Origin of the sequence: Paenibacillus medicaginis (assembly GCF_042138635.1) — a bacterium.
Taxonomy (GTDB): Bacteria; Bacillota; Bacilli; order Paenibacillales; family Paenibacillaceae; genus Paenibacillus; species Paenibacillus medicaginis.
This window is the reverse complement of record NZ_JBHIRY010000026.1, coordinates 1-24,405: the sequence shown is the minus strand read 5'-3', so window position 1 is coordinate 24,405 and position 24,405 is coordinate 1. Positions and strand designations below refer to the sequence as shown.

The following is a 24,405-nucleotide window of genomic DNA, read 5'->3' as shown; positions in this document are numbered from 1 at the left end:
GGATTCAGTCCTCCAATTCGTAACGGTAGTCCTCAACTACCGTATTGGCCAGCAGCTTTTCACACATGGCAGCCACCCGCTGTTCCGCCTCCGCGCGGTCAGCCGTATCGAGCTGAAGCTCCATATATTTGCCGATTCTCAGGCTCTCAACCTCGGCAAAGCCCATAGAATGAAGAGCACCCTGCACAGCTACCCCCTGCGGGTCGAGTACGCTTTGTTTAATCGTGACATAGACCTTTGCTTTTAACATATTCTTCGAGTTCCTCCTCTGAATGGTGAATCAGATAATATGAAGCGGTATAAGCATGCCGATCCTCAGGACGGCGTGGTCAATCGTTGCAAAATATCGGTGTACCGCGCGGTCGTTTCTGCAACAACGGCAGCAGGAAGCGGCGCGGGTGTGCTGTTTTTATCCCAATCCGATGCCGCCAAATAGCTGCGCACCGGCTCCTTGTCCATGCTGTCGATCTCCACATCCAGCGCATATTTCTCCTTGGCCCAGAAGCGGGACGCGTCCGGTGTGAAAATTTCATCGATTAAAATCAGCTTGCCATCAATCAGGCCGAATTCAAACTTGCAATCTGCCAAAATAATACCGCGTTCCTCGCAGTATGCTCTTGCAAACTCGTACAGTTCAAGACTCTTTTGCTCCAGGTCCCCAGTCAGTTCCACACCGACCAGCTCTTTCATACGGTCAAGGGAAATGTCCTCGTCATGACCAACATCGTTCTTGGCCGCAGGCGTAAAGAGCGGCTCTGGAAAACGCTCATTCTTGCGCATGCCTTCAGGCAGCGAAATGCTGTTAATTTCGCCGGTCTGCTCGTACTGCCGCCAGCCGCCACCGGTGATATAACCGCGCACGACACATTCGATGTCAATCCGTTCCGCTTTGCGGGTTACCATAATCCGGTCCTTCAACAGCTCTCTGTCCTTCACCACCGCCCCCAGTTGCTCAACATCGGTGTGAACGACATGGTTATCTATAATATGTTTGGTTTTGTCGAACCAAAAGCTGCTGAGCCGGTTCAGGACATTGCCCTTCTCCGGCACCGGCGGCTCCAGCACATAGTCGAATGCCGAAATTCTGTCCGTCACGACGATCAGGTAATGCTCCCCCAAATCATACAGCTCACGCACTTTGCCTTTGTAAAGCAGAGGTGCATCAATCAGGTCTGCGGCTGTAGACAACGCCATGTTTCTACCTTCTTCCCCGAGAAAAATGAAATTCCGATCTGTTTAAAAATCCAATTCGCCGATAATAAATCCAGTCCCCCGGTAATGTTGCTTTTTAAATCAGTTCAAGCTTCTTAAAAATGGTGTCCACATGCTTCAGATGCCATGCCGGGTTAAAGGCATCCTCAATCTCTTCCGTACTAAGCAGGGCGGTGATTTCCGGTGTCGCTTCCACGATCTCACGGAACTGGCACTGCTCTTCCCAAGCCTGCATGGCGCGCGGCTGTACGGTATCATAAGCCTGCTCACGGCTCATGCCTTTGTCGATCAGCTTTGTCATGACACGGCCGGAAAATGGAACACCGAACGTGCGGGACATGTTGCGCTTCATATTTTCCGGGAACACAGTCAGGTTCTTCACGATATTTCCGAAACGGTTCAGCATGTAATTCAGCAGCATCGTCGCATCCGGCAGGATGATCCGTTCCACCGAGGAATGGGAAATATCCCGTTCATGCCACAGTGGCACATTCTCGTAGGCGGACACCATATGTCCGCGGATCACGCGGGACAGGCCGGAAATATTCTCGCAGCCGATCGGATTGCGCTTGTGCGGCATAGCTGACGAACCTTTTTGTCCCTTCGCAAAGGCTTCCTCCACCTCACGGAATTCACTCTTCTGCAGAGCGCGGATTTCCGTGGCGAATTTGTCGAGCGAGGTGGCGATCAAGGCCAGTGTCGCCATATATTCAGCGTGACGGTCACGCTGCAGCGTCTGCGTGGAGATGGGCGCCGGCTTCGTGCCAAGCTTGCGGCAGACAAACTCCTCAACAAATGGATCAATGTTGGCGTAGGTGCCAACTGCCCCGGAAATTTTACCGTACTGCACGTTATCCGCAGCATGGCGGAAGCGCTCCAGGTTGCGCTTCATCTCTTCATGCCAAAGTGCCATTTTCAGTCCGAAGGTGGTAGGCTCGGCATGAACGCCGTGCGTGCGTCCCATCATCGGCGTATCTTTATAAGCAATCGCTTTTTCCTTCAAAATATCGATAAAACGGATGATGTCCTGCTCCAAAATCTCGTTGGCCTGCTTCAACAGGTAGCCAAGCGCCGTGTCCACGACATCCGTGGAGGTCAGGCCATAGTGTACCCATTTGCGCTCAGCCCCAAGGCTTTCCGACACCGTGCGGGTAAAGGCAATCACATCGTGACGGGTCTCCTGCTCGATTTCAAGAATGCGGTCGATGTTAAATGAAGCGTTCTTACGCAGGGCGACTGTATCCTCCTTTGGAATGATGCCTAATTCAGCCCAGGCCTCACAAGCGCACAGCTCCACTTCCAGCCATGCCTTGAATTTGTTCTCTTCCGTCCAGATGGCTCTCATTTCCGGTCTACTGTATCGTTCAATCATAACTGATGATTCCTCCAAATATTGGTTTGTGCAATCCATTCCAGGCCGTTCTCCACATCGTCGCAGAGCAGGTTGATATGCCCCATTTTGCGCCCCGCTTTCGCTTCGCTCTTTCCGTATATATGAAGCTTCGGGATTACATTCAGGCGTTCAGCGACCGTGTCCGGCTGTACAGTCCGGGCCACGGCTTGCTCCAGATGCTCACCGAGCAGATTGACCATCACCACTGGGGTCAGCAGCCTCGTGTCGCCGAGCGGCAGTCCGCACACCGCCCGCAGATGCTGTTCAAACTGCGAGGTAGCGCAGGCGTCCATCGTGTAATGGCCGGAGTTGTGCGGACGGGGAGCAAGCTCGTTAACGTACAGCTCTCCATCCTCTGTCACAAACATCTCCACCGCCAGCAGCCCTACGGCGTCCAGCGAATCGGCAATGGCTTCGGCCAGCCGTCTGGCCTGTTCCCTTACTTCTTCCGGTATACGAGCTGGCACAATAGAAGCATGCAAAATATTGTTCACATGTATATTTTCCGCAGGCGGGAAGGTTCGTATTTCTCCCTGCGTGCTGCGCGCTGCGATCACTGAAATTTCACAGCGGAAATTGACGAAGCCTTCCAGGACCAGTTCAGCCCCGGTAGCCGCTAAATCGGCATAAGCTACTTTCACTTCCGCTTCGGTACGAATGACACGCTGGCCTTTCCCGTCGTATCCGCCGGTAGCCGTTTTCAGCACACAAGGAAGCCCTAGTTCCTTAACAGCCGCTTCCATAGACTCTGGTGATGTAACTTCCCGGTAGGGGGCAACCGGAACACCGGCCGCTTCAATCGCCCTTTTTTCCCGCAGCCGATGCTGGGTTGTGTAGAGCAGCTTGCTGCCCTGCGGCACATAGGATTCCCGTTCAAGCATGCCGGCCACGCCTGCATCCACATTTTCAAACTCATACGTGATGAGATCAGACTGCTCCGCCAATCGCCGTGCTGCGTCCATGTCATCATAAGGGGCTATAATCTGGTCGGCCACCTGCCCGCAGGGAGAATCGGGCGCAGGGTCCAGCGTAACGAACCTGTATCCCATTGCCGCCCCGGACAGTGTGATCATTCTCCCCAGCTGTCCACCGCCAAGTATGCCCACTGTTGATCCGGGCGGCAGCACTCTGCCGTTAGGCTTCATAAGGAATCACTGCTTTCCAGCACCTCGCTGCGGATGCGATCCCGTCTCGCCTGCACCCGGCTCCGCACCTCTTCATCGAATGAGCCAATGATCTGTGCTGCCAGCAAGCCCGCATTCGTCGCACCGGCTTTGCCAATCGCCACCGTCGCCACCGGAATGCCGCCCGGCATCTGCACGATGGATAGCAGCGAATCAAGTCCGTTCAGGGCTTTGGACTGCACCGGCACACCAATCACCGGCACCGTCGTTTTGGCGGCTACCATGCCCGGAAGATGAGCGGCTCCCCCCGCACCAGCAATGATGACCTTAATTCCTCGCTCAGCCGCCTGTTCCGCATATTCAAACATCAAATCCGGCGTCCGGTGCGCCGAAACGACTTTTTTCTCATAGCTGATCTGCAGCTCATCCAGTATTTCACACGCATGCTGCATCGTGTCCCAATCTGACTGGCTGCCCATGATGACGCCTACCTGTACCGGCATGTCCTTCCACACTCCTAATTCATGCTCCTTATGAAAAACATCCATCGACGTACCTTCAAAAAGGGCAAAAAATCCGGCATCCTCGAAAATACAGCTTCTTCAAGATACCGGACTACTGAAAATAACGCCGATGACCGCCTTTTTTGTCGAACAAAAATGAATAAAGACACGCCAAAGGCAAGCCGAAAAGCCGCTGCTCGCGGTCGGTTTTATTTCCCGTAGTCCGGAAATTTAAGGTTTCCGGGTAGAGACTTCCGGGCCATATTCCCGGATTTATACGAGTTTTCCACAGTAAATTTTAAAGATTCAATCTTCAAGTACGTGTTCAAAAAGTCAGGTTTTCAGCACCGAAGCCTATGCTTCCGATGTGCGTTTTTTCAAAACGCTTGAGTTGGATGAAGCAAGGGACTGAGGAGCGGAGCGTACTAGGGGTACGTGAGCACCTAAAATGTTTCCGTAGGAAACATGCTTCGGAAGCATCCGCTTAGTCCCGGCTGAATTCAAGATTCGATGTCGAGTCCGCTCCCTGACTTCTTCGTGATCAAAAGATGACTTTTTGAACTACCTCTTCAACAATTCCTTATCTAGTGTACCAATCTGCTACACTCTATGTCAACTTAAAAGGCGAACATTTCTCTTTTACATTAATTTAATGTTCGTTTTCACAACAAATCAAAAATCCCCCGCATCGTTATATTACGAAAAGTCGGGGGAATTGGCATCAACACTGTTTTTTGTTATTTTACAACCAGCACCGGGATTTCTGCATGCTGCACCACATTATGGCTAACACTGCCCAGCACGAATTCGCGAATACCGCCCAGTCCGCGGCTGCCGACAATGATCACATCCGACCCGTGCTCTGCGGCATAATCAAGAATGACCTCGGCCGGTGAACCCTGGATGACATCCACTACAGCAGCTATTCCAAATTGGGCAATTCTGTCTTTCACCTCTTCAGCGGTCTGGTTGGACAGATCATAATATTCCTTATTGATTGAAGCCGGGATGGGGGCCAGCCCCTCACCAACGAACACACGGGGAAAATCAAAGGCATGAACTACTCTCAGTTCCGCTCCTGCAGTCAGGTTCACCAATTGCACCGCCTTTTCCAGCGCTTCATTGGCCGCCTTCGATCCGTCATATGCCAACAGGATTTTATTAAACATGATCAACCATCTCCTCTTTTATATAGGTCTGTATAGGTCGCATTATCCGGTTTTACTATATTTACCCGCAGCCAACGCTTATAACCCATCACTACTCATTCAGAAGAGTCATGCCATGCCCGGTCATCTTAAAAAATAACCATAAAGCAGCGCATTCAGGAACAACAGCAGCGGAATACCGTATTTGAAGCTGGCATGTTTGGTTTTATGCCTCTTCCGGTACATGCCGACCAGAATGCCGAGTGCGCCGCCAATGAACGCCAACAGAAATAAAGTTTTTTCCGGAATCCTGTCGCGCTTGCGCCGCGCTCTGTTTTTATCATCAGACATCACAATATAAGCAATACAGTTAATTACAAAAAGCCAGATCAACAGTGCTGCGTGCAACCTCTTCCCTCCCCGTCGCCAGAACGGCTGCCTTGTAGTACAAATTCATTATACTCCCTTGACGCAAACTGGAACAATGATGCTTCCCACAGCAAATCCGCTCATGATCCGGTATGATCGTGGTTATATTAACTATGGACCGCATTTCTCAGCTGAAGGAGGAATTGTTGTATGGACAATACCCATGAATATGTTGAAAAATTGAACGAGACTCAGAAGAAGCAGGCGCATAACCGCAAAAAAGGACACGGTACACCGAGCGAAAAGCTGCCGACCAAGCAGCACTCGAAAAATCCCTGAGCATCTGAAAAGAAGCCGGCTTTTTGGCAACACCGGTATCAGCTGATGCTTATTCGAGCGCTTCCGCCACAGCATACTCGATCCGTACTGCGATAACAGGCCGGGCACGCAGAGCTTCCGGAAGCAGTACATGCAGCCCGTCTTCTTTCCTGCTCCAGCTCAGCTCCTCCTTCCAGCCCAAAACCTGCACCTTCATAATTTGGCCGGTAAACAGCCTGGAAGAGGAGCTAAGTGTTTCGATCAGCGCACGCCCTTCATCCGGCCATCCCATGATTAAGGCGTACAGCAGCTTATCTCCTCTTGCTGTAAAACGGACATCCTTAGCGGTGAAAGGGCTGCGCTTCGTATCATTGAAGGTTCCGCTGACGATTTCCGTAGGCCCTTCGCCGTATACCTTCCACGGCCGGGTGCTATAGATGGCCTCTCCATTGACCGCAAGCCATTCCCCGATTTCAAGCAGCAGCTTTCGCTCCTCTCCGGGAATCGTTCCGTCGGCGCGCGGACCGACATTGAGCAGCATGACTCCATTTTTGCTGACGATATCCACCAGATCACCGATAAGAGCTGCGGACGTCTTGTACTTATGGTCTGCTATATGGCACCATGCCGTCTCCCCGACCGAGGTGCAGGTCTGCCATACATCAGGGTGGATATCAGCCAGTTGGCCCCGTTCCATATCATAGACGGCCGTCCCTTCCGCGAAAGCGTCGAGCTTGTAGTTGACCACGACACCGCGGCCCCACTCGGCAGCCTTGTTATAGTAGTAGGCCGCAAGCTTCTGCAGGTACGGCTTGAAGACCGGCTGCTCAATCCACCAGTCGAAATATACGAGCTGCGGACCGTAACGGTCGATCAGATCGCAGGTTCTGGCCAGCCAGTCCTCCAGAAACTCCTCGCTCGGCGGCAAAATCGGCTGCGGATAACCAGGCTCGCCATAAGTTCGCTGAGCCGGACCATACAATCCTGCATAACGCGGGTCCTGCACATCGGATGGCAGCTCACGTCCTCCATTGTAATACCACCAGTTCTCGGCACGGTGACTGGATACGCCGAAGGTCATATAGCGGCGTCTTACAGCATCCGCCAGCTCGCCGATAATGTCCCGCTGCGGACCCATCTTCGCCGCCGTCCAATCCGAGAAAGGGCAATCGTACATGCCGAAGCCGTCATGATGCTCTGCGACGGGGACGACAAAAGCAGCACCAGCCGATTTAAACAAATCGGCCCAAACCTCGGGGTCGAAGTTCTCAGCCGTAAAATGCGGGATAAAATCCTTGTACCCGAACTTATCCACCGGCCCGTAGGCAGCGATATGATGCTGGTGGGCCGGCGTTCCTTCGATGTACATATTGCGGGGATACCATTCGTTATCATAAGCCGGCACGGAATACACACCCCAATGAATGAAAATGCCGAATTTGGCATCCTCATACCAGCGCGGCACGCTGTAATCCCGCAGGGAATCCCAGTCAGGTTTAAACGGGCCATTGCCTATCGTTCCATGAACCTCCTGCATTTTCTCCTCGCGCAGCCGAAACAGTTCCGTCATACATCGTCCCCCTTAGTCGATCCATCCTCAGTAGTGAGTTTTTCATGATATCAGTAGTTAGTTTTTTCCATTATAATAGATAATTCGGTTTTAAGCATGATTCCAAAACGATGAAATTTGCGGGTCCAGGGATTCAATTTTTCCGGAAGAAGACCCTGCTTGCATGACAAAGAACCGGTACAACATGCATACCGGTTCGACGTGAAAATATCAGGATTCCCGTTTGGGAATGCCGTTCAGACTGGGAGGACGATGAGCCCCCTTTTTCGGATGCACCGTGGTACTCTCATCCATGATGCTGGATTTATTTTGCTGCTCCTTGATCGTTAACGATTTGCGGTGTGGCACAGTAATCACCCCCTGGCCCTTACCATGCCAATTTCTTTTTGACTTTATACCATTAGAGGTTGTTCAAAAAGTCATCTTTTGAGCACGAAGTGCGGTTATTTCTCTTCCTTCTCAGCCAGCGCCGCTTTCAGCAGCTCGCCGAGATTGGAGCCGAGGGATTCCTGCTTCGCATACTGTTTGACCAGCTTCTGCTGTTCGTGTTTATTGACTCTGGATTTGTCCTTATCCAGCACCTCGGTAAGTCCGCAAGGAAGACATTGGACATAAAGTCCGGCCTTGCCCTCCTTCAGTTCCATTTTCTTATGGCACTGCGGACAGCGGCGGTTGGAAAGGCGCTTTTCGGCGGAACGGCGGTAACTGCAATCCTGGCTCGGACATACGAGAAACTTGCCCTTCTTGCCTTTCTTCTCCAGCAGCTTGCTTCCGCAGTCCGGACAATGGCTGTTCGTAACGTTATGCGGCTTGTATTCCGCAGCGCTGTTCTTGACCGTGCTTACCAATTCGCGTGTCATGTCCCTGATTCCGTTCAGGAAGGAATCCGGGCTGCCCTGGCCGCGGGCGATGCGCTCCAGCTCCGCTTCCCAGCGGGCCGTCAGGTCCGGCGTGCGAAGCTGCGGTGCGGCCAATTCAATCAACTGTCTGCCCTTGCCTGTCGGATGCAGCAGGTTGCCCTGCCGCTCAATCGTGTCAGAGCTGACCAGCTTCTCGATAATATCCGCTCGCGTGGCCGGCGTGCCTAATCCGTGCTTCTCCATTTGCGACAGCAGGGCGGCTTCCGTATACCGTTTTGGCGGCGTGGTGCGGCCTGGCTTCACGATGCAGCGAGCAAGCTTGATCTTTTCTCCCTGCTTCAGGTCAGGCAGCACGACATTTTGTTCCTTCTCCCGGCTGTCTTCATCTTCATCCTCGTCGGAGTCATCCACGATATCCCCGTCATACACCACGCGCCAGCCGCTATCCTTCATGACGGTGCCTTTGACATGAAGCATTTCACCCGCAGCCTCCACCGTAACCGCGACCGCGTCATATTGGGCCGGCCCGTAGAAAAGGCTGATAAAACGCCGGACGATCAGATCATACAGCTTGCGCTCCTCCGCACTGAGCTTGTTCAGGAAAACCGTTTCTTCCGTCGGAATAATGGCATGGTGATCCGTCACCTTGCTGTCATCGACAAAACGCTTCGTCACCTTGAGCTGTGTGCGCAGCAGCGGGCGGGCCACTGCTGCATATGGGCCTACGGCAACGCTGTTCAGGCGCTCTTTTAAAGTCCCCGTAATATCCGAGGACAGATAGCGGCTGTCCGTACGCGGATACGTGACAAGCTTATGCTGTTCATATAGACGCTGCAGCACATTGGACGTCTGTTTGGCCGAGAATCCATAGCGGCGGTTCGCGTCCCGCTGCAGTTCGGTCAGGTCATAGGGAAGCGGATGCGGCTCGGCTTTCTCCGTCTTTTTCACCTGCGTGACCGTTCCAGTGCCGCCTTCCAGCTTGCGCTTCAGTTGCTCCGTTTCCTGCCTGTCAAAAATGCGGGCATCCCCGTTGCTGCCCCGGCGTGTGGCCTGAAACGTGCCGAAATCTCCCGTGATCGTATCGTATTCCTGCGAGCGGAAGCTCGTAATTTCCTTCTCGCGTTCCATAATCATGCCAAGTGTTGGTGTCTGCACCCGCCCTGCGGACAATTGGGCATTAAATTTACAGGTCAGGGCACGGGTCACATTCAGACCGACCATCCAATCCGCTTCGGCACGACAGCGGGCGGATTCATACAACCGGTCAAACTGCTTGCCAGGCAGCAGCTTCGCAAAGCCTTCCTTGATCGCCTTGTCCGTCTGCGACGAAATCCACAGTCTGCGGAAGGGTTTCTTCCAATGCGCCATTTGCATAATCCAGCGGGCCAGCAGCTCCCCTTCCCTCGCAGCATCGGTAGCAATAATGAGTTCCCCGAGATCCTGCCGCTTCATCAGTTGCTGCACCGCTCTGAATTGATGATTGGTTTCGCGCAGCACCTTCAGCTTGGTCGTTTTCGGCAAAATCGGCAGCTCTTCCAGCTTCCAGGTTGCATATTTATTATCGTAGTCCTCCGGCTCTGCCAGGCCGACAAGATGGCCAAGCGCCCAGGTTACTACATATTGAGGTCCCTCAAAGTAGCTTTTATGCTTTTCACGGCTGCCCATCACACGAGCGATCTCGCGTGCTACCGACGGTTTTTCAGCTAGTACCAATACTTTCATAACGATCCCCTTTCTGAGGATTCCATTATACCATTACCTTCGTATTTTCCGCACGGGCTGAGGGACTCCCCATGTCAGCAGCAGGCCTGCATAAGTTAACCCGCCGCCAAAACCGTACAGTATGATCTTGTCCCCCTGTCTCAGCTTCCCTTCGTTAATACCTGTCTGTAACGCCAGGGGAATGGATGCAGCCGAGGTATTGCCGTTGTATTCTACGCTCGTCAATGCTTTTTCCATCGGTATGGCCGCTTTTTCCGCAATCGACTCGATCATGCGCAGGTTGGCGCTGTGGGGAACGAACCAATCCAATTGTTCCGTATGGATGCCTCCTTGCTGCAAAAGCCGCTCCACTCCGGCAGGCACATTGCGTACTGCCCATTTGTAAACTTCCCTTCCGTTCTGTACAAGATGGCCACTGTCGCTAAGCTCGGTTTCATTCATTTTTTGGGACAATGCGGTGTGGTACAGATGAATGCCACCTGCCCCGTCTGTGCCGATATCTGAAGCGATAAAACCCGGATTCTGCTCATCCTGCTCCACCAGCACCGCTCCTGCTCCGTCACCGAATAGGACACAGCTCGTCCGGTCCGTATAATCCGTTATTTTGGACAGCGTTTCGGCTCCTACGACAAGGATTTTCCGATGAAGACCCGCTGTAATCAGCCCGTTGGCTACATGAAGTCCATATGTGAAGCCTGCGCAGGCTGCTCCCAGATCAAGCGCACCGGTTTGCGCGATACCGAAGGCATCTTGTATGCGTGAAGCAACGTTCGGGAAATGATAGTCAGGTGTGCTGGTAGCAACCAGGATCATGTCTACGTCTTGCACTTGAACATTGTAGGCTTCCATCATGTTTTGCACCGCACGTATGGACAAGTCGGAAACAAATTGATCGGGAGCAGCAATCCGGCGTTCTCTCATGCCGGTCCGCTGCACGATCCATTCATCACTGGTATCCACCAGCTTCTCCAGATCCGCATTGCTCAGCACTTTATCAGGCACATAAGTTCCAATGGCAGTTATTCTCGCTTTGGATTGCAGCATACTATTTCTCCTCTCTTTAATGAAGGATTTGAATGTCCATGCTTTCTGTTCAACTGTACATTTGTTATTATAACACCTGGTCTTAGTACCTGATACTATTTTTTTGAAAAAATCTTCTATTCCCACGAAATTCCCTGTTCTACATTGGCATAAGGCTACTTTAAAATAGGATGTAGTTTAGCGTAAAACAAGAAAAACAGAGCCACTCCGAAGTCGAATCAGACTTCTTGGAGCGGCTCTGTTATATAAAAGAATTTGCTTGATATCCAGCCTCGTGCCAGGATTACTGAAAGCTCGGGTAACGCTCCCCAGCCGCGACACCTTGCGGCGAGATGCGTTCGATCTCCGCCAGTTCCTCCGCAGAAAGCGTCACTTCCAGTGCGCCCAGATTTTCCTGAACCCGATCCAAACGCTTTGTACCCGGAATTGGAACAATCTGCTCACCCTGTGCGAGCAGCCAAGCCAGCGCAAGCTGAGACGGTTTGCAGCCTTTGCGGGCGGCAAACTTTTCGATCAAAGCTACGATCTCCAGGTTTTTGCTGAAGTTTTCACCCTGGAAGCGGGGGAAGAAGCGGCGATAATCATCTTCAGGCAGATCGTCGAACGTCCGAATTTGCCCTGCCAGGAAACCACGACCGAGCGGGCTATACGGAACAAAACCGATGCCCAGCTCATGAAGAACAGGCAGCACCTCGTCCTCGACTTCGCGGCTCCACAGTGAATATTCCGTTTCTACCGCAGTTAGCGGATGAACCGCATGCGCACGGCGAATCTGGTCGGCTGAAGCCTCCGACAGACCGATATAGCGTACTTTGCCTTCCTGAACGAGCTCCGCCATAGCGCCTACCGTTTCCTCGATGGGTGTATTCGGATCAATGCGGTGCTGATAATACAGATCGATATAATCGACGCCAAGATTAAGAAGGCTGGCGTCCACAGATTTTTTTACATAAGCAGGGTGTCCGTGCGCTTTCATGTCCATCCCAGTAATGCCGAATTTGGTCGCAATCACGGCTTGGTCCCGGCGTCCTTTCAAAGCCCGGCCAACCGTTCGCTCGTTGCCGCCGAATTTTCCTTCCATGAATTTTTCGCCGTAAATATCCGCCGTATCGAACATAGTGACGCCACTATCCAATGCCCCTTGAATGGTATATACCGACTCTTCGTTGTCCGGCATCATCATCGTACCCAGACCCAAGGCTGACACTTCAAGCCCTTGACTGCCCAGCTTTCGTTTCGGTAATCTATTTTCCATCGGCTAGTCCCCTCTTTTCCGCAGATTCGAATATGGATTGCTAACATGATTTTATTCTAAACCATGGTATTGGGAGCAGCCACAGTACGCTTTTACTAGTAATGGCGCTAACAGGCTAATACGTTGGGGGAGCTGTTTTGCTGTTCATTGACGTTCTCGTGTTTGAAAGCGTTGCAGTTATGTTTAGTCGTTGCTCATGTTCCGTTTTGTATTTATAAGTCAGGCTTTAGTGAAATGTTCCCACCGCCTGAAGAGGCGGGGGCTTCTTGTTTCAACGATCGCTGCCTTTCTACAGGAAAGGTCTGACTGGATCTCCACAAGCGTTCGATGCGGTGCGCATCCCGTTCGGGGCAAACCCTCCCTACGGTGTTCAGTCCATCACGCTACGATTTCCAAAGCCCGCTGCAAAATGACCTGGGCCGAAACGATGTCCCTGTCCTGCACCAGTCCGCATGCTTCGCATTCATGAAGCCGGATCGCCAACGTTTCGGGAACATCCGCACCGCAGATGCAGGTTTGCGATGTGCCGTGGGCGGGCACTTCTACGAGTCGCTTCCCTTGTCTTGCGGCTTTATACGACAGATACGTGATGAACCTTCGCCATCCGGCATCTGAGATGCTTTTGGATAGTCGGCGATTGCGGATCATGTTCTTCACTTTCAGCTGCTCCACTGCAATCAGATCATGTCCCTGAACGATGCGATGCGATTGTTTGTGTAAGAAATCTTTTCGCTGCCGTGCCACTTTTTGGTGGATGTTCGCCACTTTCTGATTGGCCTTCTGCCGATTACGGGAACCGCGCGCTTTGCGAGATAGCCGCCGCTGGGCGCGTCTGAGCCGCTTTTCCGATTTTCGCAGATACCGTGGATTGTCCACCTTCGTCTCATCGGACAACGCCGCAAACGTGTGTAACCCAACGTCGATGCCCACAGCTGTTTCCGCCGTCTGGCCGACTCCTGTTGTCTCTATGTTTACGCTGATCCCCATGACCCATCCGTCTGCATGTCGTTTTACGTTGATTTGGGTCACATTTGACCGGTCGAACGGACGGTGTGTGCGCATGCGGACAAAGCCGATTTTGGACAGATAGACGTATCCATCCCGGGCGAAGGTCTTGTCTACCGCACCAGGCTGAGGGTACGTAAAGGATCGATATCGGTCGGCTGACTTATAGTGAGGAAAACCCGCATCGCCGCGAAAGAACCGATGATAGGCATCATCCAAACGCCGTAAGCAATCTTGTAACACTTGGGAATGAACCTCTTGGTATTCGGGAAATTCCTTCTTGAAGGCGGGCAATTCCTTCTGCTGCATGGCGTAGGTGACAGTTTTGCCCTCTTGGTTGTAGACGGTATCCCGTTGCTCCTTCGCCCGATTGTACAGCTTCCGGCACAAGTTCAACGTTCGGATCATGCGTTCTTCCTGTTCGGGGGTCGGGTAGAGGCGAAACTGATATGTGATTTGCACGAAGGATCACCGCCTTGATAAGAACATATATTCCCATTATATCACACAAACATTCGACTAGGAAAGCACAAGCCATATACAATAGACAAGCGCATTTAGGCTTCGCCTAACCGAGATTCATCCCCTACTCAAAGTTTTGTGTGCACTACTTCCTGAATAAGCTTCGAACAAAACTCGCTTCGGAAGTATAGGCTCAGAGGAAGGGGACTTCTCACGGAAAGATGTTAAAACGATAGCCTGCTCCCCAGACGGTATCAATATATTGCGGATTACTACTGTCTTTCTCTATCTTAGTCCTGATCCGATTGATGTGTACGGTAACAGTTGCATTATCTCCAACATAATCAAATCCCCATATTCTCTCAAAGAGTTTTTCTTTTGAAAACACAATGTTTGGATGGGTAACCAGAAACAATAATAACTCAAACTCTCTGTTAGTGAATTTAACTTCTTCCCCTCTGACATAGACTTTATAGCCCTTTGGAATGATATATAAATCGTCTATCACAATAGTTTCCACTGGCCCAGCCGGACTGTTTCCCTTCTCTTTGTTCCCGTTTGTCAGTCGATCATAACGAGCTAAATGAGATTTAACTCTTGCAACAAGTTCTGCGGGGTCAAAAGGCTTGGATATATAGTCATCTGCACCAATCCCCAGACCTCTAATTCGATCTACAGGTTCTGTCTTAGCAGTAACCATTAAGATTGGAACATCAAAAGTATTACGGATTTCTTTACATAGTTGAAAACCATCTTTATATGGCATCATAACATCTAATAAAATTAAATCATATTGTTTCTTCTGCATCATCGCCAGAGCCATATTTCCATCCAAAGCAATTTCAGCATCAATTTGATTAATTTCCAAATAATCCCTTTCGATAGCAGCTATCTCTTTATCATCTTCCACAATTAATACACATTTCATTGATTTCCCTCCTTCTCGACCGGAAGTTCAATGATAACAGCTAACCCGTTATCATTCTTTGCATAAATTTTCCCGTTATTCGCATTTACTATATTTCTTGCTATGGCAAGCCCAAGCCCACTGCCCTCAGCAGCATTATTTCTCGATTCATCTCCACGATAAAAACTGTCAAACAATCGAAGAAGCTGTTTGTCTGAAACACCAACACCATCATCCTGTATTCGTATTACAATGATACCATCTACTTCTGACAAGGTAACTGTAATATGAATTTGTCTGTTGGGATTGTAGTTCAAGCTGTTGTCCAATATATTCGTTATGACACGACTCATCTGTGCACCATCAATATAAACTTTTTGATCTGTACAGGTACTATTTAACGTTAAGACTGCATTATTTTTATTTAAATCATATTCTACCGAATCAAGCAATGTAACGATGAAGTTCTGTATGGATACTGATTTGAAGTCAAACGGAAATTTACCTGTCTCAAGTTTTGAAAATAGAAACAGAGAATTAATAAGTTTTTCTATTTGGCAGGCTTTTAAATAGACAACTTCCAAATATTCTTTTTGTTTGTCTGGCGTTTTGGCAATATCATCCTGCAACCCTCTTACATAGCTTTTTATCGATGTAAGGGGTGTACGAAGATCATGGGATATTCCAGCCAGCATTTCATTTCTGTCTCGTTCGTAAATTTCATTTTTGCGAGCCCTCTCTTTTAGTTGGTGCTGCATTTCATTAAATGTTTCACAGACATCCTCCAGTTCTTCTGCTCCATGACAAAAAATGTCCTGGTCAAGATTTCCCTCTCGAATTCGTTGTGCTCCCTCATACAGATGATTGATCGGAATCATGATATTTCTAATCATCTTATTGGCAAAATATAAGCTAAATAGGATCACGATAAATACAATACTTATAAGAATCAGTAATACTAGTGATATGAGCGCCGCCGTATCCTTGGCTCCATGGATTCGATCTACCTCATTAAACCCTAACACAATTAGCGTAAGGGGTTGTGTATCGGTTTCTAGATGCCTCCATAAAAGAAAATAATCTTCATCCCGAATCCAAAGAGTTTGATTTGCCGTATATAACTTTTCTTTTTCAAGATATTTAGGGAGTAACGCTTGCTCTTCTAAATTCATGTTAGTAAAGAGAATTTCCCCCGCCTGTACACCGCTGATTTGAAAACCTTTGTCAGAGAGCTGATTCATAAGATTGTTCTGTGTAGTCTTGTCTATTGATAATAAATCTATATCAGTGCTATCGATGATTCTCTGCATTTCCAGCAATGAATCATTCATTATATCCACTTCATCTGTTCCTGAAAAAAATGCCTCGCCAATAAAGAATAACACAGTGCCAATGATCAGCATTGCTATGAGCGGAGAAATAACCATCAATAGATTGGAATAAAATAAGCGCTTTTTTATAGTCAAAACAATCCTCCTTCCTTCCCCAGACCAATCAGCAGGTTGATTTATATGTCATTAATATGAATAGCTTGTGTGTGTTCAATGCTTTCCCATGTTCTTTGCTTTTTAAAAATGCTTACGATATTAATTGGAATCCAACTAACCATTAACAGTATAAAACTGAGAATCGATCCACTCACTCCCTGAATGGTTTGCCTATTGCGTTTATAAACAATATAAGCGGCTAATAGAATACTTAGTACAAGTCCAAACGACAAACCAGTAGATAACATTGACAATCCATTGTACGCATAACCAGCAAAAAAATGAAAGCTCATAAGTGTAATTTGTCCCAGTGAAGCCAATAATGACATGATAAAAAACACTGGGCACAAATAAGTCATGGTTAAATCAAATACAGCTTTGCTTCGGCGCTCAAACATTCGCATGATCAACTCCTTCCGATAAAGCCTCGAGCATTCAAAATAACCCGTACTCCATCTTCTGCGTTGCTTCCACGACTGTATAAAAGTAAGCGGCTGTTCATCATACACGATTGCATCCGGGACATAATGTACTCGCTCGCCAGCAAGTACACATTGAGCACAGAACTCAAGATCTTCCGTAATCGTTTTTGTATTCCAACCACCTATTTTTTCAAAGAAAGAGGTCGTTACCATAAAGCCAGTTCCAAGTATAAAGCTTGAGAGACCTAGCGCCTCTCTGCTTCTGTTAAAATAGTGGTCAATTATCCAATAGTACACCGAGAAACCCATAGCAATTGCACTTCCTGTAGGATTTTTACTATTTTTGAAACCTTGTGCAATATGGGTGCCAGATAGCTTTTCACTATTCATTTTTTGTAAAAAATCCGCATGTACAATATTGTCTGCATCAAATACACAAATGGCATCATATTTTTTCTCTACTAGACACATTTTAACAAATTGAGTCAAAACGTTACCTTTTGAACGAATCTCACCCTTTGGGTGAAATATCCTTGCTCCATGTGAAATAGCAATTTCATGAGTATCATCCGTACAATTATTTGGAGCAACATAGATATCATATAGCTCTTTGGGATAGTTCTGCTGTTGCAGGCTAGTAATCAAATTTCCAATTACAGCCGCCTCATTTCTGGCCGCTACAACCAATGCAAATCGCGTATTGGGAATCCCCTCCTCTTTTTTCTTCTTCTTGATACTTCCTCCCCTAAAAGCGAGAAATACAAAATAGAACCCGTATATACTGGTCAAAAGACCAAGACAAACACCCAAGTTCCCAACTATCGTTACCATGGAAAATGTCATATCATTACCTCCTAAAAATATGTTCCTAACCACCCCATAGCTGTCGATAAACCCATACTGTATACAAATAGTGCAGCAGGTTTACATACGATGAGGATTAAAATAAATCGCCCAAGCTTCATCTTGGTAATCCCAGCCAACATACACAAAAAATCATCTGGAGCGCCCGGAAGAAAAATTCCTAATGCAAACAGCTTATCAAACCAGTTCCCCTTATCTAACCAACTACTATACTTATGGTAGATTCGAGCTGGCGTAATTTTTTGTATAAACGGTTTTCCATATTGTCTGGCTATTAAAAAAGCAAAAATTGACCCAATGATAATACCTACATAATTATAAATAAATCCATATACTGGACCGAAAAGAATTACACCATAAGCGCAACTAATACCACCTGGAAGAACTGGTAGCACCACCTGTATAATCTGAATCAATACGAATATCAGTGGTCCCCAGATTCCAGTTCCTTCAACAAAAAGCTGCATCTTATTAGAAGATGTAAAAATTCCTGCTTGATATCCGTAAACACAAAATAATATCGTCCCGATTAACCCAATTATCGAAAAAAGGTTAATTATTCTCCCTATAAATACTTTGTTTTTCAGCATCTTTGTTTACCTCTTCTATAAAATTTCCTTTAGCTATCTGCCTGAATCCATCATAAAATAAATATCTAAATTCCTTGAATAAAAGATATAAACAGTTTCTAAACAAAAAACAATAATATACAAAGAAACCGTCTCCTTTGGGCTAATGGTTGGGTGGTACCTCCATTTACCAAGAAGCGGTTTCTTTTTGTTTGACGAAATGGAACGAGGCCGTCTGAGTCATCTACGATGATTTTTGGGACGGCCTCAATCTGCAGTGAGCCGGAGCCTTTCCAAGCAGGGTTCGACCTGCTAAACTTCATAACCCAAGCTTGGTCGCACCTAAAGTTGGGTTATTAAATTTCTTTTCTATATTTCTAGCAAATTTTTCGCCCTCATCGGCTAAATGTTTTCTCATAAAGAATCCACCAAAACCATTTATCCATGCCGCAAAGGCCAGTAGCCGAGATGGAAAGTCCGCTCCAATTGTACAGCTAAATTCGCAAGAGTTGTTATCAATAGGCGTGACCTTCAGTTCCCATGGAACTCCAACAATGGCTGGTATCCACCGCCATATATAAGCTTTTGTCCTGTCAGAGTAGAAACGCAAACGATCCTCTGTGTGCTCTTTTAAATGATAATGCTGAACAATCATCTCATTCCCCATATTTTCCACATTAACCATAAAGAATTCCCCATTTTCAAAATAACTGCCCATTGCCTTGTGACCTTTTGAGAATGATTCATATTCGGCTGGTGTCATCTCAGTTACCCATTTGTACAAATCCACATTTTTAGCTGCAATTTGTAATTTAAATTTTTTTGTCATTCTCATATACATTAGCCTTCTTTCCTGTAATTTTTCTTATGAGTTCATCATGCCAGTTCATAATCATTTGAAAATATTCTTTGCCAAACATCAAAGTCGCGTGCTCATATCCCCCCATCTCATGAACGTGTTGCTCTTCTATCATGGCAAGCTTGTTATATTCACTGGCGACAGTGGTTTGAAAGCTGGCAATCAATCGAACAACCTCAAGATCGTCAAGATATTTATAGAAGAAAAGCTTATTTAAATACTCATAATTGAAAGGTGAAAAAGTACAGGGTGTTTTTAACCATTCTAAAAATTCACTCTTCCCTTTTTCCGTGATACCATATGATTTTTTGAATCTTCCGTCCTCAACCACTTCTTCAAATTTGATAAGCTCCCCCTTTTCCATTTTTTTCAGCATAGGATATATACTTCCGAAGCTGGCATCAATAAAGTTGGAAGTACTTAATGTCATCTTCTGCTTGATTTCATATCCTGTCATATCCTTTTCGCAGAGAAACCCAAGAATTACGTAAATCAACATAAAATCCATCCCTTCTTTCCTTGCAAAGTGAATGTTCCTTCTGAAATCAAAGGAAACTCATCGCGGTTTGTATATAGCATTCTATATATTCAATCGATATATATCGTTTCGATATATTGATTTTATTTGTTGATAATCAATTTGTCAATAGCGTTTGCTGATATTTTATTTAAAAAGATAATTTCAGCTAAGCTGCGCAAAATCAGAGAATGACGGCACTACGCATTCAATATAATCGGGTAGGAGGGAGTGACTAACCCTCGTCCTCTCCACCACCGTACATTGCGGGTCCGCAGACGAGGGCTCAGAAGGAGCCTCAGCTTGAATATTATGTTAACTGTTGTTGCTACTACTTATAGTTTAAAGAAAGGGCAGAACGAGGATACCTCGTGCTGCCCTTTCAACGATCCATTCTATCTACAAACACAACCATCAGTTGGTAAAATACTCCTCCCTGTCGATATCCGGAATGAGCGCTGGCTGAATGGGGCGCCATCCGAGGCGTTCCTGGGTCAGCGCGCTTGATGTCGGATTGTCTATCGTAACAAAGTGCGCAAGCCAACCGAAATGATCAGCGGCCTCCTCAGGAGACTTGCTGACGACAGGCACATTAAGGCGGCGACCGATTACGGCGGCGATGTCGCGAAGCGGCACACCTTCATCGCCAATCGCATGCAGTCTGGTACCAGCAGGTGCAGACTCAAGCGCCAGCCGATAGAGACGCGCGGCATCGAGCCTGTGCACAGCAGCCCAACGGTTAGCTCCATCGCCTACATAAGCGGAGACACCCGTTCTGCGGGCGATATCGATCAAAACCGGTACAAATGCTCGATCGCCATCACCATGTACCGATTCCGGAAGACGCACCACTGATGCGCGAACTCCGCGCGAAGCCATAGCTAAAGCCCTCTCTTCCGATGCGATGCGGGTTGCTGAGGCCGAATTGCGGTCGGGTGTGTCATTTTCCGTTCCAAGACGGCCGGGTGTAAGGAGAGCATTTACCGAAGTAACTACGAATGGTCGATCAGAACCAGCTAATGCCTCCCCGAGCGCTTCAACAACTTCACTATCCTTCTTGCACGCACCGGCGTAATCCGAGAAATCATGAACGAAAGCTGCATGGATCACGCCATCCGCAGCGGCCACTCCGCTGCGCAGACTGTCGAGATCGTCAAGAGATCCATGATGTGCTGCTGCCCCAGCCGCGGTGAGCGCAGCTGCTGCCGCTTCCGAGCGGGCGAGGCCTACCACCTCATGCCCCGCTCCAATCAGTTCCTGCACGATAGCGGACCCTATAAAACCAGTTGCCCCTGTAACAAAAACACGCATAATGAATTCCTCCTACACAATAAGTAGTAAAGCTATACATATATTTTAGACCGAGCTTCACCAGGATGTTTGCCAGTTCCACGCTGCTTCTTGCCTGATCCGCCGGAAACAGCATAACCTCAGATCAACATAATTCTGACGTTCATTCCAATGATTGATCAATCCGGTACTTGTGCTTGTTGACGCCATCTGGCGATATCTTTGCTTGGCGGACTGCCAAAAAAGCGGCTGTAATCACGGCTAAATTGGGAGCTGCTCACATATCCCACCAGCTGGCATGCCGTGGTTGCATCCATTGAAGCGGATAACATCAGCCGCCGTGCTTCATGAAGACGCAACGCTTTTTGGTATTGCAGCGGGCTCATCGAAGTGACTGACTTAAAATGCTCGTTAAACGAGGACACACTCAAATGCACCAAATCGGCCAAGTCTGCGACCTTCATCTGCTGGGCGAAGTTGTTGCGGAGCCAGGCAATCGCCTTTGCAACCCGCTGCACGCCCGAATCGGCAAAACCGATTTCAGCGGCATGGACGCCTATAGGACTTCGCAGGACACGTATCAATATTTCATCCACCACGAGTGGAGCAACCAACTCGGTGTCGCCAGGATCAGATAAACACTCCACCAGCCTACTCACCGCACTTATAACGCTCAGGTCAGCGTTCGTGACATAACCCGCGCTCCGCTGACGAATGGGAGGCAGCCCGCGTGGATACACTTTCAGGACCAACTCGGCGATCCTTTGCGGGTTGAGATCCAGCCTGACACCGAGAACCGGCTCGGAAGGACTGGCAAGCGTGGTCTGGGCAGCAACCGGGAGGGCAACGGGGACGATAAACATCTGCCCACCGCCGAAGGAATAGACCTCAGTCCCCACCGTAACAGCCTTTTCTCCTTGTGCAGCGATCCATAAAGAGGGCAGCTCAATGGTATGCACGTAGTCCGCGTCTATTTGTGAATGGCGAGCGAGGAGCAAACCAGGGACAGGTTGGACAATAGCACCATCATGTGGGACACGGGTGTAAATCTGACGTGCCAGTCGGGCCGTTTCTGTAGCAAGCATACTCTTGGCATTACCCGACGTCTGTGGAAGCGCATGTTCATCTAGTATCCTCATCGTTTCCTACACAGCTCCTTGTTTCAATTGCGAAAAGTATACAAACAATTACGGCAAGCGTCAAACTGCCCCCATTCATCCCCTAGCGTACTATTAAACACATAATTAACTTTTTATTTGAATTCCGTTGATGTTCATAGATTAACTCTATATAAAGAACATATATAGAAACAACCAGGGGAGAGACGGATACGTGAATCTTATGAAACTGCAAATTGTCGAACTGATCGACCGCCACCACCAGATGACCAGTGTCGCCGAAATACTTGGCATCAAGCAGCCTACGGTTACTTTTCACATGAAGTCGCTGGAAGAAGAAATGCAGGTCAAATTGTTCGAATCCCGAAACGGCAAAACATTTCTTACCGAAGCCGGACAAGCCTTACTCCATTACGCCGTCAAAATGAACGCTCTTGCCAAAGAGTCAAAACGCGTTGTCAGGGAGTACGACAGCCTGTACCGTGGCACGCTGCATATCGGCGCAAGCTATGTGCCTGCAACCTACTTGCTTCCGCCTATTTTGCAAACTTTTTCACGGGAATTCCCGGGCATTCAGATCTCATTGTCTGTCAAACCTTCACCAATGATCCGGGATATGCTTAGCCGACACCAGATCGATCTGGGCATAGTTTCGTCAGAGCCTTTCACCGAGCAGGGCCTGGTGGCTGAATCCTTGTGCTCCGATGATCTGATCCTCGTGTGTGCCACCGGACATCCACTGACAAAATCAGGATCGCCAGACCCCGAGCAGATTGCCCGCACGCCTTTTGCTCTTCATGGAACAGAATCCAGCACGAGGAAGGTAACAGACCAATGGGTTAACCAGCACAGCCTCCGTCTGCGCAGTACGGTGGAACTGGATTCTTTGGAAGCGATCAAACAACTGGTCTTGTTAGGAGATCATATTTCGTTTATGTCACGAATGGCTGCTTGGCGGGAAAAAGAGCAAGGATGGCTGCATATCCTCCCCATTCCAGGGCTTCAGGCATCCCGGTATATTTACAGCGTACATAATGCCGACCGTTTGCCTTCTGCGCAGATCAGCCGTTTTCAGGAGGTACTGCGGGAGGCCGTCCCTTCCCTGGGCAAAACATGCTGTAGACGAAGCACCCAGCTCAGTGGAGCGCCGAATGATTAAGTGTGAAAGCTACGGGCTACTGCTATGAAGTTACAGAAAGTGCTACGAAAAATTAAAGCATGCCATTCAAAAATTCTATGTGAATTTGATGCGATTCCCACTCCCTATTAATAGTTCCCGTTTACTTCTCATTTAAAGTGGAATTATATTCAATAACCCAAAGGGAGTGTTGGAACTTGAAAAAATGGAAACAGATGACGATGGCAGCGGTGCTCAGCTTCACGGCGTTGGGAAGTATGTTTGCTGGAACCGGGGCACATTCCGTATATGCTGCCGCAAATGCCGTACCTTCCTACGAAGTGAAATTCATCGCCAAACCCGAAGCTGTATTAACCTCTGGTGGACAAGTTCAGGAAGAAGTGATTGAGACACTGGGGCTTGACGCATCTCCGCAAGCCATCGGCGTAGCGTATTACGATACCGATCTGCTCGAATTAAACGAACAAGGCTGGGATGTACGATTCCGCAAAAAAGAGGACAAGAATAATTATGAGTTAACCTACAAAAAGCGGTATCCGATCATCAACGGTGATATTGACGCCGCCCTCAGCTTGGCTAATAAGGAAGGCTTTGATGCCTCGGACGACAATTACGAAGCCGAGATTGATTGGGGTTATGGCAAGCAGACGCTTAGCTTCTCTAACACCAAAAAGGTAAGCACCAACACTGCAGGCACACATCTGCCTTCCGAACAGGAATCGCTGGAGCTGCTGCTGGACAAGCCGCCGGGCAAGCTCGAAAAATGGTCTTCCAAGGGTTGGGGAGAGGAGAAGCTATCTCAATCCCGGGTCCACGGTCCGCTGACCTTTTATCGATACGAGGGGAATTGGGAAGGTCAGGAGCTGACTTTGGAGGTATGGCCAATCCGAAATAGCCAAGGTACGGGGACGGAAAATCTGATTGAGGCTTCCTTTAAAACGGATGATCAAGAAATCGCTACCCAACTTCGCTCCAAGCTGATGAACACACTGGCGGAAAATGGCTGGCTGCTTCCTGTAGACGGTTTGAAGACACAGCTGATTTTAGAAAGATATTAATGACAAACAAAGCCCATCATAGATCTCGATGATGGGCTTTGTTATTGAACCATAAAGAAAATCAGACGCAAACAAGCCCGCTATCGAACTTTCGATAACGGGCTTGTTTAGTTGTTTGCCTGGCAACGTCCTACTCTCCCAGGACCCTTCGGTCCAAGTACCATCGGCGCTGGAGGGCTTAACGGTCGTGT

At 48.5% G+C, this 24,405-nt stretch carries 24 protein-coding genes, 1 rRNA gene and 1 riboswitch; of the genes, 3 read left to right on the top strand and 22 right to left on the bottom strand.

The genetic code is table 11. The annotated features are described in order from the left end of the window. Positions 1-4: 4 nt before the first annotated feature. The 7 genes from purS to ACE5LO_RS21190 all read right to left on the bottom strand — a co-directional run bounded on the left by purS (position 5) and on the right by ACE5LO_RS21190 (position 5,788). The gene (gene purS, locus ACE5LO_RS21220) at positions 5-250 is read right to left on the bottom strand and encodes a phosphoribosylformylglycinamidine synthase subunit PurS (RefSeq protein ID WP_375521981.1); all 246 of its coding nucleotides are present in this window, start codon (positions 248-250) and stop codon (positions 5-7) included. Between the two features lie 65 nt (positions 251-315). Further along, positions 316-1,194 carry a phosphoribosylaminoimidazolesuccinocarboxamide synthase gene (locus ACE5LO_RS21215; protein WP_375521980.1) on the bottom strand — a complete coding sequence of 293 codons (879 nt, stop codon included), beginning with the start codon at positions 1,192-1,194 and terminating at the stop codon, positions 316-318. 94 nt (positions 1,195-1,288) lie between these two features. Then, on the bottom strand, positions 1,289-2,584 hold the full coding sequence (purB, locus tag ACE5LO_RS21210) for an adenylosuccinate lyase (protein ID WP_375521979.1): 1,296 nt from the start codon (positions 2,582-2,584) through the stop codon (positions 1,289-1,291). After that, complete coding sequence (purK, locus tag ACE5LO_RS21205) at positions 2,581-3,750, bottom strand: 5-(carboxyamino)imidazole ribonucleotide synthase (RefSeq protein WP_375521978.1); 1,170 nt, start codon at positions 3,748-3,750, stop codon at positions 2,581-2,583. Before purK ends, purB begins: the two co-directional genes overlap by 4 nt. Further along, positions 3,747-4,232 carry a 5-(carboxyamino)imidazole ribonucleotide mutase gene (purE, locus tag ACE5LO_RS21200; protein ID WP_375521977.1) on the bottom strand — a complete coding sequence of 162 codons (486 nt, stop codon included), beginning with the start codon at positions 4,230-4,232 and terminating at the stop codon, positions 3,747-3,749. The genes purK and purE overlap by 4 nt, the downstream gene beginning before the upstream one ends. Positions 4,233-4,431: 199 nt before the next feature. Then, positions 4,432-4,533: riboswitch (purine riboswitch) on the bottom strand. Positions 4,534-4,969: 436 nt separating this feature from the next. Next, positions 4,970-5,404 (bottom strand): universal stress protein, encoded by a 435-nt coding sequence (locus tag ACE5LO_RS21195; protein WP_375522024.1) that lies wholly within the window; start codon positions 5,402-5,404, stop codon positions 4,970-4,972. Positions 5,405-5,524: 120 nt separating this feature from the next. Further along, a complete protein-coding gene (locus tag ACE5LO_RS21190) occupies positions 5,525-5,788 on the bottom strand; it encodes a DUF1294 domain-containing protein (protein ID WP_375521976.1) in 264 nt (87 codons plus the stop codon). A 171-nt stretch (positions 5,789-5,959) separates the two neighbouring features. Between ACE5LO_RS21190 and ACE5LO_RS21185 the strand changes: the two genes are divergently transcribed. Further along, on the top strand, positions 5,960-6,088 hold the full coding sequence (locus ACE5LO_RS21185; protein WP_375521975.1) for a DUF4023 family protein: 129 nt from the start codon (positions 5,960-5,962) through the stop codon (positions 6,086-6,088). A gap of 49 nt (positions 6,089-6,137) precedes the next feature. Here the strand turns inward: ACE5LO_RS21185 and ACE5LO_RS21180 are convergent, their stop codons facing one another. The 14 genes from ACE5LO_RS21180 to ACE5LO_RS21115 form a co-directional block, all read right to left on the bottom strand. Then, positions 6,138-7,637 carry an alpha-L-fucosidase gene (locus ACE5LO_RS21180; RefSeq protein ID WP_375521974.1) on the bottom strand — a complete coding sequence of 500 codons (1,500 nt, stop codon included), beginning with the start codon at positions 7,635-7,637 and terminating at the stop codon, positions 6,138-6,140. A gap of 210 nt (positions 7,638-7,847) precedes the next feature. Continuing rightward, on the bottom strand, positions 7,848-7,985 hold the full coding sequence (locus ACE5LO_RS21175; RefSeq protein WP_375521973.1) for a hypothetical protein: 138 nt from the start codon (positions 7,983-7,985) through the stop codon (positions 7,848-7,850). 95 nt (positions 7,986-8,080) lie between these two features. Further along, positions 8,081-10,219 (bottom strand): DNA topoisomerase III, encoded by a 2,139-nt coding sequence (locus tag ACE5LO_RS21170; RefSeq protein WP_375521972.1) that lies wholly within the window; start codon positions 10,217-10,219, stop codon positions 8,081-8,083. 33 nt (positions 10,220-10,252) lie between these two features. Beyond that, complete coding sequence (locus tag ACE5LO_RS21165) at positions 10,253-11,263, bottom strand: ketoacyl-ACP synthase III (RefSeq protein ID WP_375521971.1); 1,011 nt, start codon at positions 11,261-11,263, stop codon at positions 10,253-10,255. 283 nt (positions 11,264-11,546) lie between these two features. Beyond that, a complete protein-coding gene (locus ACE5LO_RS21160) occupies positions 11,547-12,518 on the bottom strand; it encodes an aldo/keto reductase (RefSeq protein WP_375521970.1) in 972 nt (323 codons plus the stop codon). A 378-nt stretch (positions 12,519-12,896) separates the two neighbouring features. Further along, positions 12,897-13,985, bottom strand: a complete 1,089-nt coding sequence (locus tag ACE5LO_RS21155) for an RNA-guided endonuclease InsQ/TnpB family protein (protein WP_375521969.1) — start codon at positions 13,983-13,985, stop codon at positions 12,897-12,899. Between the two features lie 211 nt (positions 13,986-14,196). Then, the gene (locus ACE5LO_RS21150; RefSeq protein WP_375521968.1) at positions 14,197-14,913 is read right to left on the bottom strand and encodes a response regulator transcription factor; all 717 of its coding nucleotides are present in this window, start codon (positions 14,911-14,913) and stop codon (positions 14,197-14,199) included. Beyond that, the gene (locus ACE5LO_RS21145; protein WP_375521967.1) at positions 14,910-16,358 is read right to left on the bottom strand and encodes a sensor histidine kinase; all 1,449 of its coding nucleotides are present in this window, start codon (positions 16,356-16,358) and stop codon (positions 14,910-14,912) included. Before ACE5LO_RS21145 ends, ACE5LO_RS21150 begins: the two co-directional genes overlap by 4 nt. 41 nt (positions 16,359-16,399) lie before the next feature. Further along, on the bottom strand, positions 16,400-17,644 hold the full coding sequence (locus ACE5LO_RS21140; protein ID WP_375521966.1) for a glycosyltransferase family 2 protein: 1,245 nt from the start codon (positions 17,642-17,644) through the stop codon (positions 16,400-16,402). Positions 17,645-17,655: 11 nt separating this feature from the next. Then, positions 17,656-18,255, bottom strand: coding sequence for a TVP38/TMEM64 family protein (locus ACE5LO_RS21135; protein ID WP_375521965.1), 600 nt, complete (start codon positions 18,253-18,255; stop codon positions 17,656-17,658). Between the two features lie 298 nt (positions 18,256-18,553). Further along, positions 18,554-19,069, bottom strand: coding sequence for a hypothetical protein (locus ACE5LO_RS21130; RefSeq protein ID WP_375521964.1), 516 nt, complete (start codon positions 19,067-19,069; stop codon positions 18,554-18,556). Next, the gene (locus ACE5LO_RS21125) at positions 19,047-19,592 is read right to left on the bottom strand and encodes a PadR family transcriptional regulator (protein ID WP_375521963.1); all 546 of its coding nucleotides are present in this window, start codon (positions 19,590-19,592) and stop codon (positions 19,047-19,049) included. The genes ACE5LO_RS21130 and ACE5LO_RS21125 overlap by 23 nt, the downstream gene beginning before the upstream one ends. A gap of 432 nt (positions 19,593-20,024) precedes the next feature. Next, a complete protein-coding gene (locus ACE5LO_RS21120; RefSeq protein WP_375521962.1) occupies positions 20,025-20,921 on the bottom strand; it encodes an SDR family oxidoreductase in 897 nt (298 codons plus the stop codon). 158 nt (positions 20,922-21,079) lie between these two features. Continuing rightward, positions 21,080-22,039 (bottom strand): AraC family transcriptional regulator, encoded by a 960-nt coding sequence (locus ACE5LO_RS21115; protein ID WP_375521961.1) that lies wholly within the window; start codon positions 22,037-22,039, stop codon positions 21,080-21,082. A gap of 202 nt (positions 22,040-22,241) precedes the next feature. Here ACE5LO_RS21115 and ACE5LO_RS21110 point away from each other — a divergent pair, with 202 nt between their 5' ends. Beyond that, entirely contained in the window at positions 22,242-23,177 is a 936-nt protein-coding gene (locus ACE5LO_RS21110) for a LysR substrate-binding domain-containing protein (RefSeq protein WP_375522023.1), read from the top strand. Positions 23,178-23,353: 176 nt separating this feature from the next. After that, positions 23,354-24,214, top strand: coding sequence for a hypothetical protein (locus tag ACE5LO_RS21105; RefSeq protein ID WP_375521960.1), 861 nt, complete (start codon positions 23,354-23,356; stop codon positions 24,212-24,214). Between the two features lie 117 nt (positions 24,215-24,331). Here ACE5LO_RS21105 and rrf read toward each other — a convergent pair. Next, positions 24,332-24,405, bottom strand: a 5S ribosomal RNA gene (rrf, locus tag ACE5LO_RS27935); the annotation flags it as partial.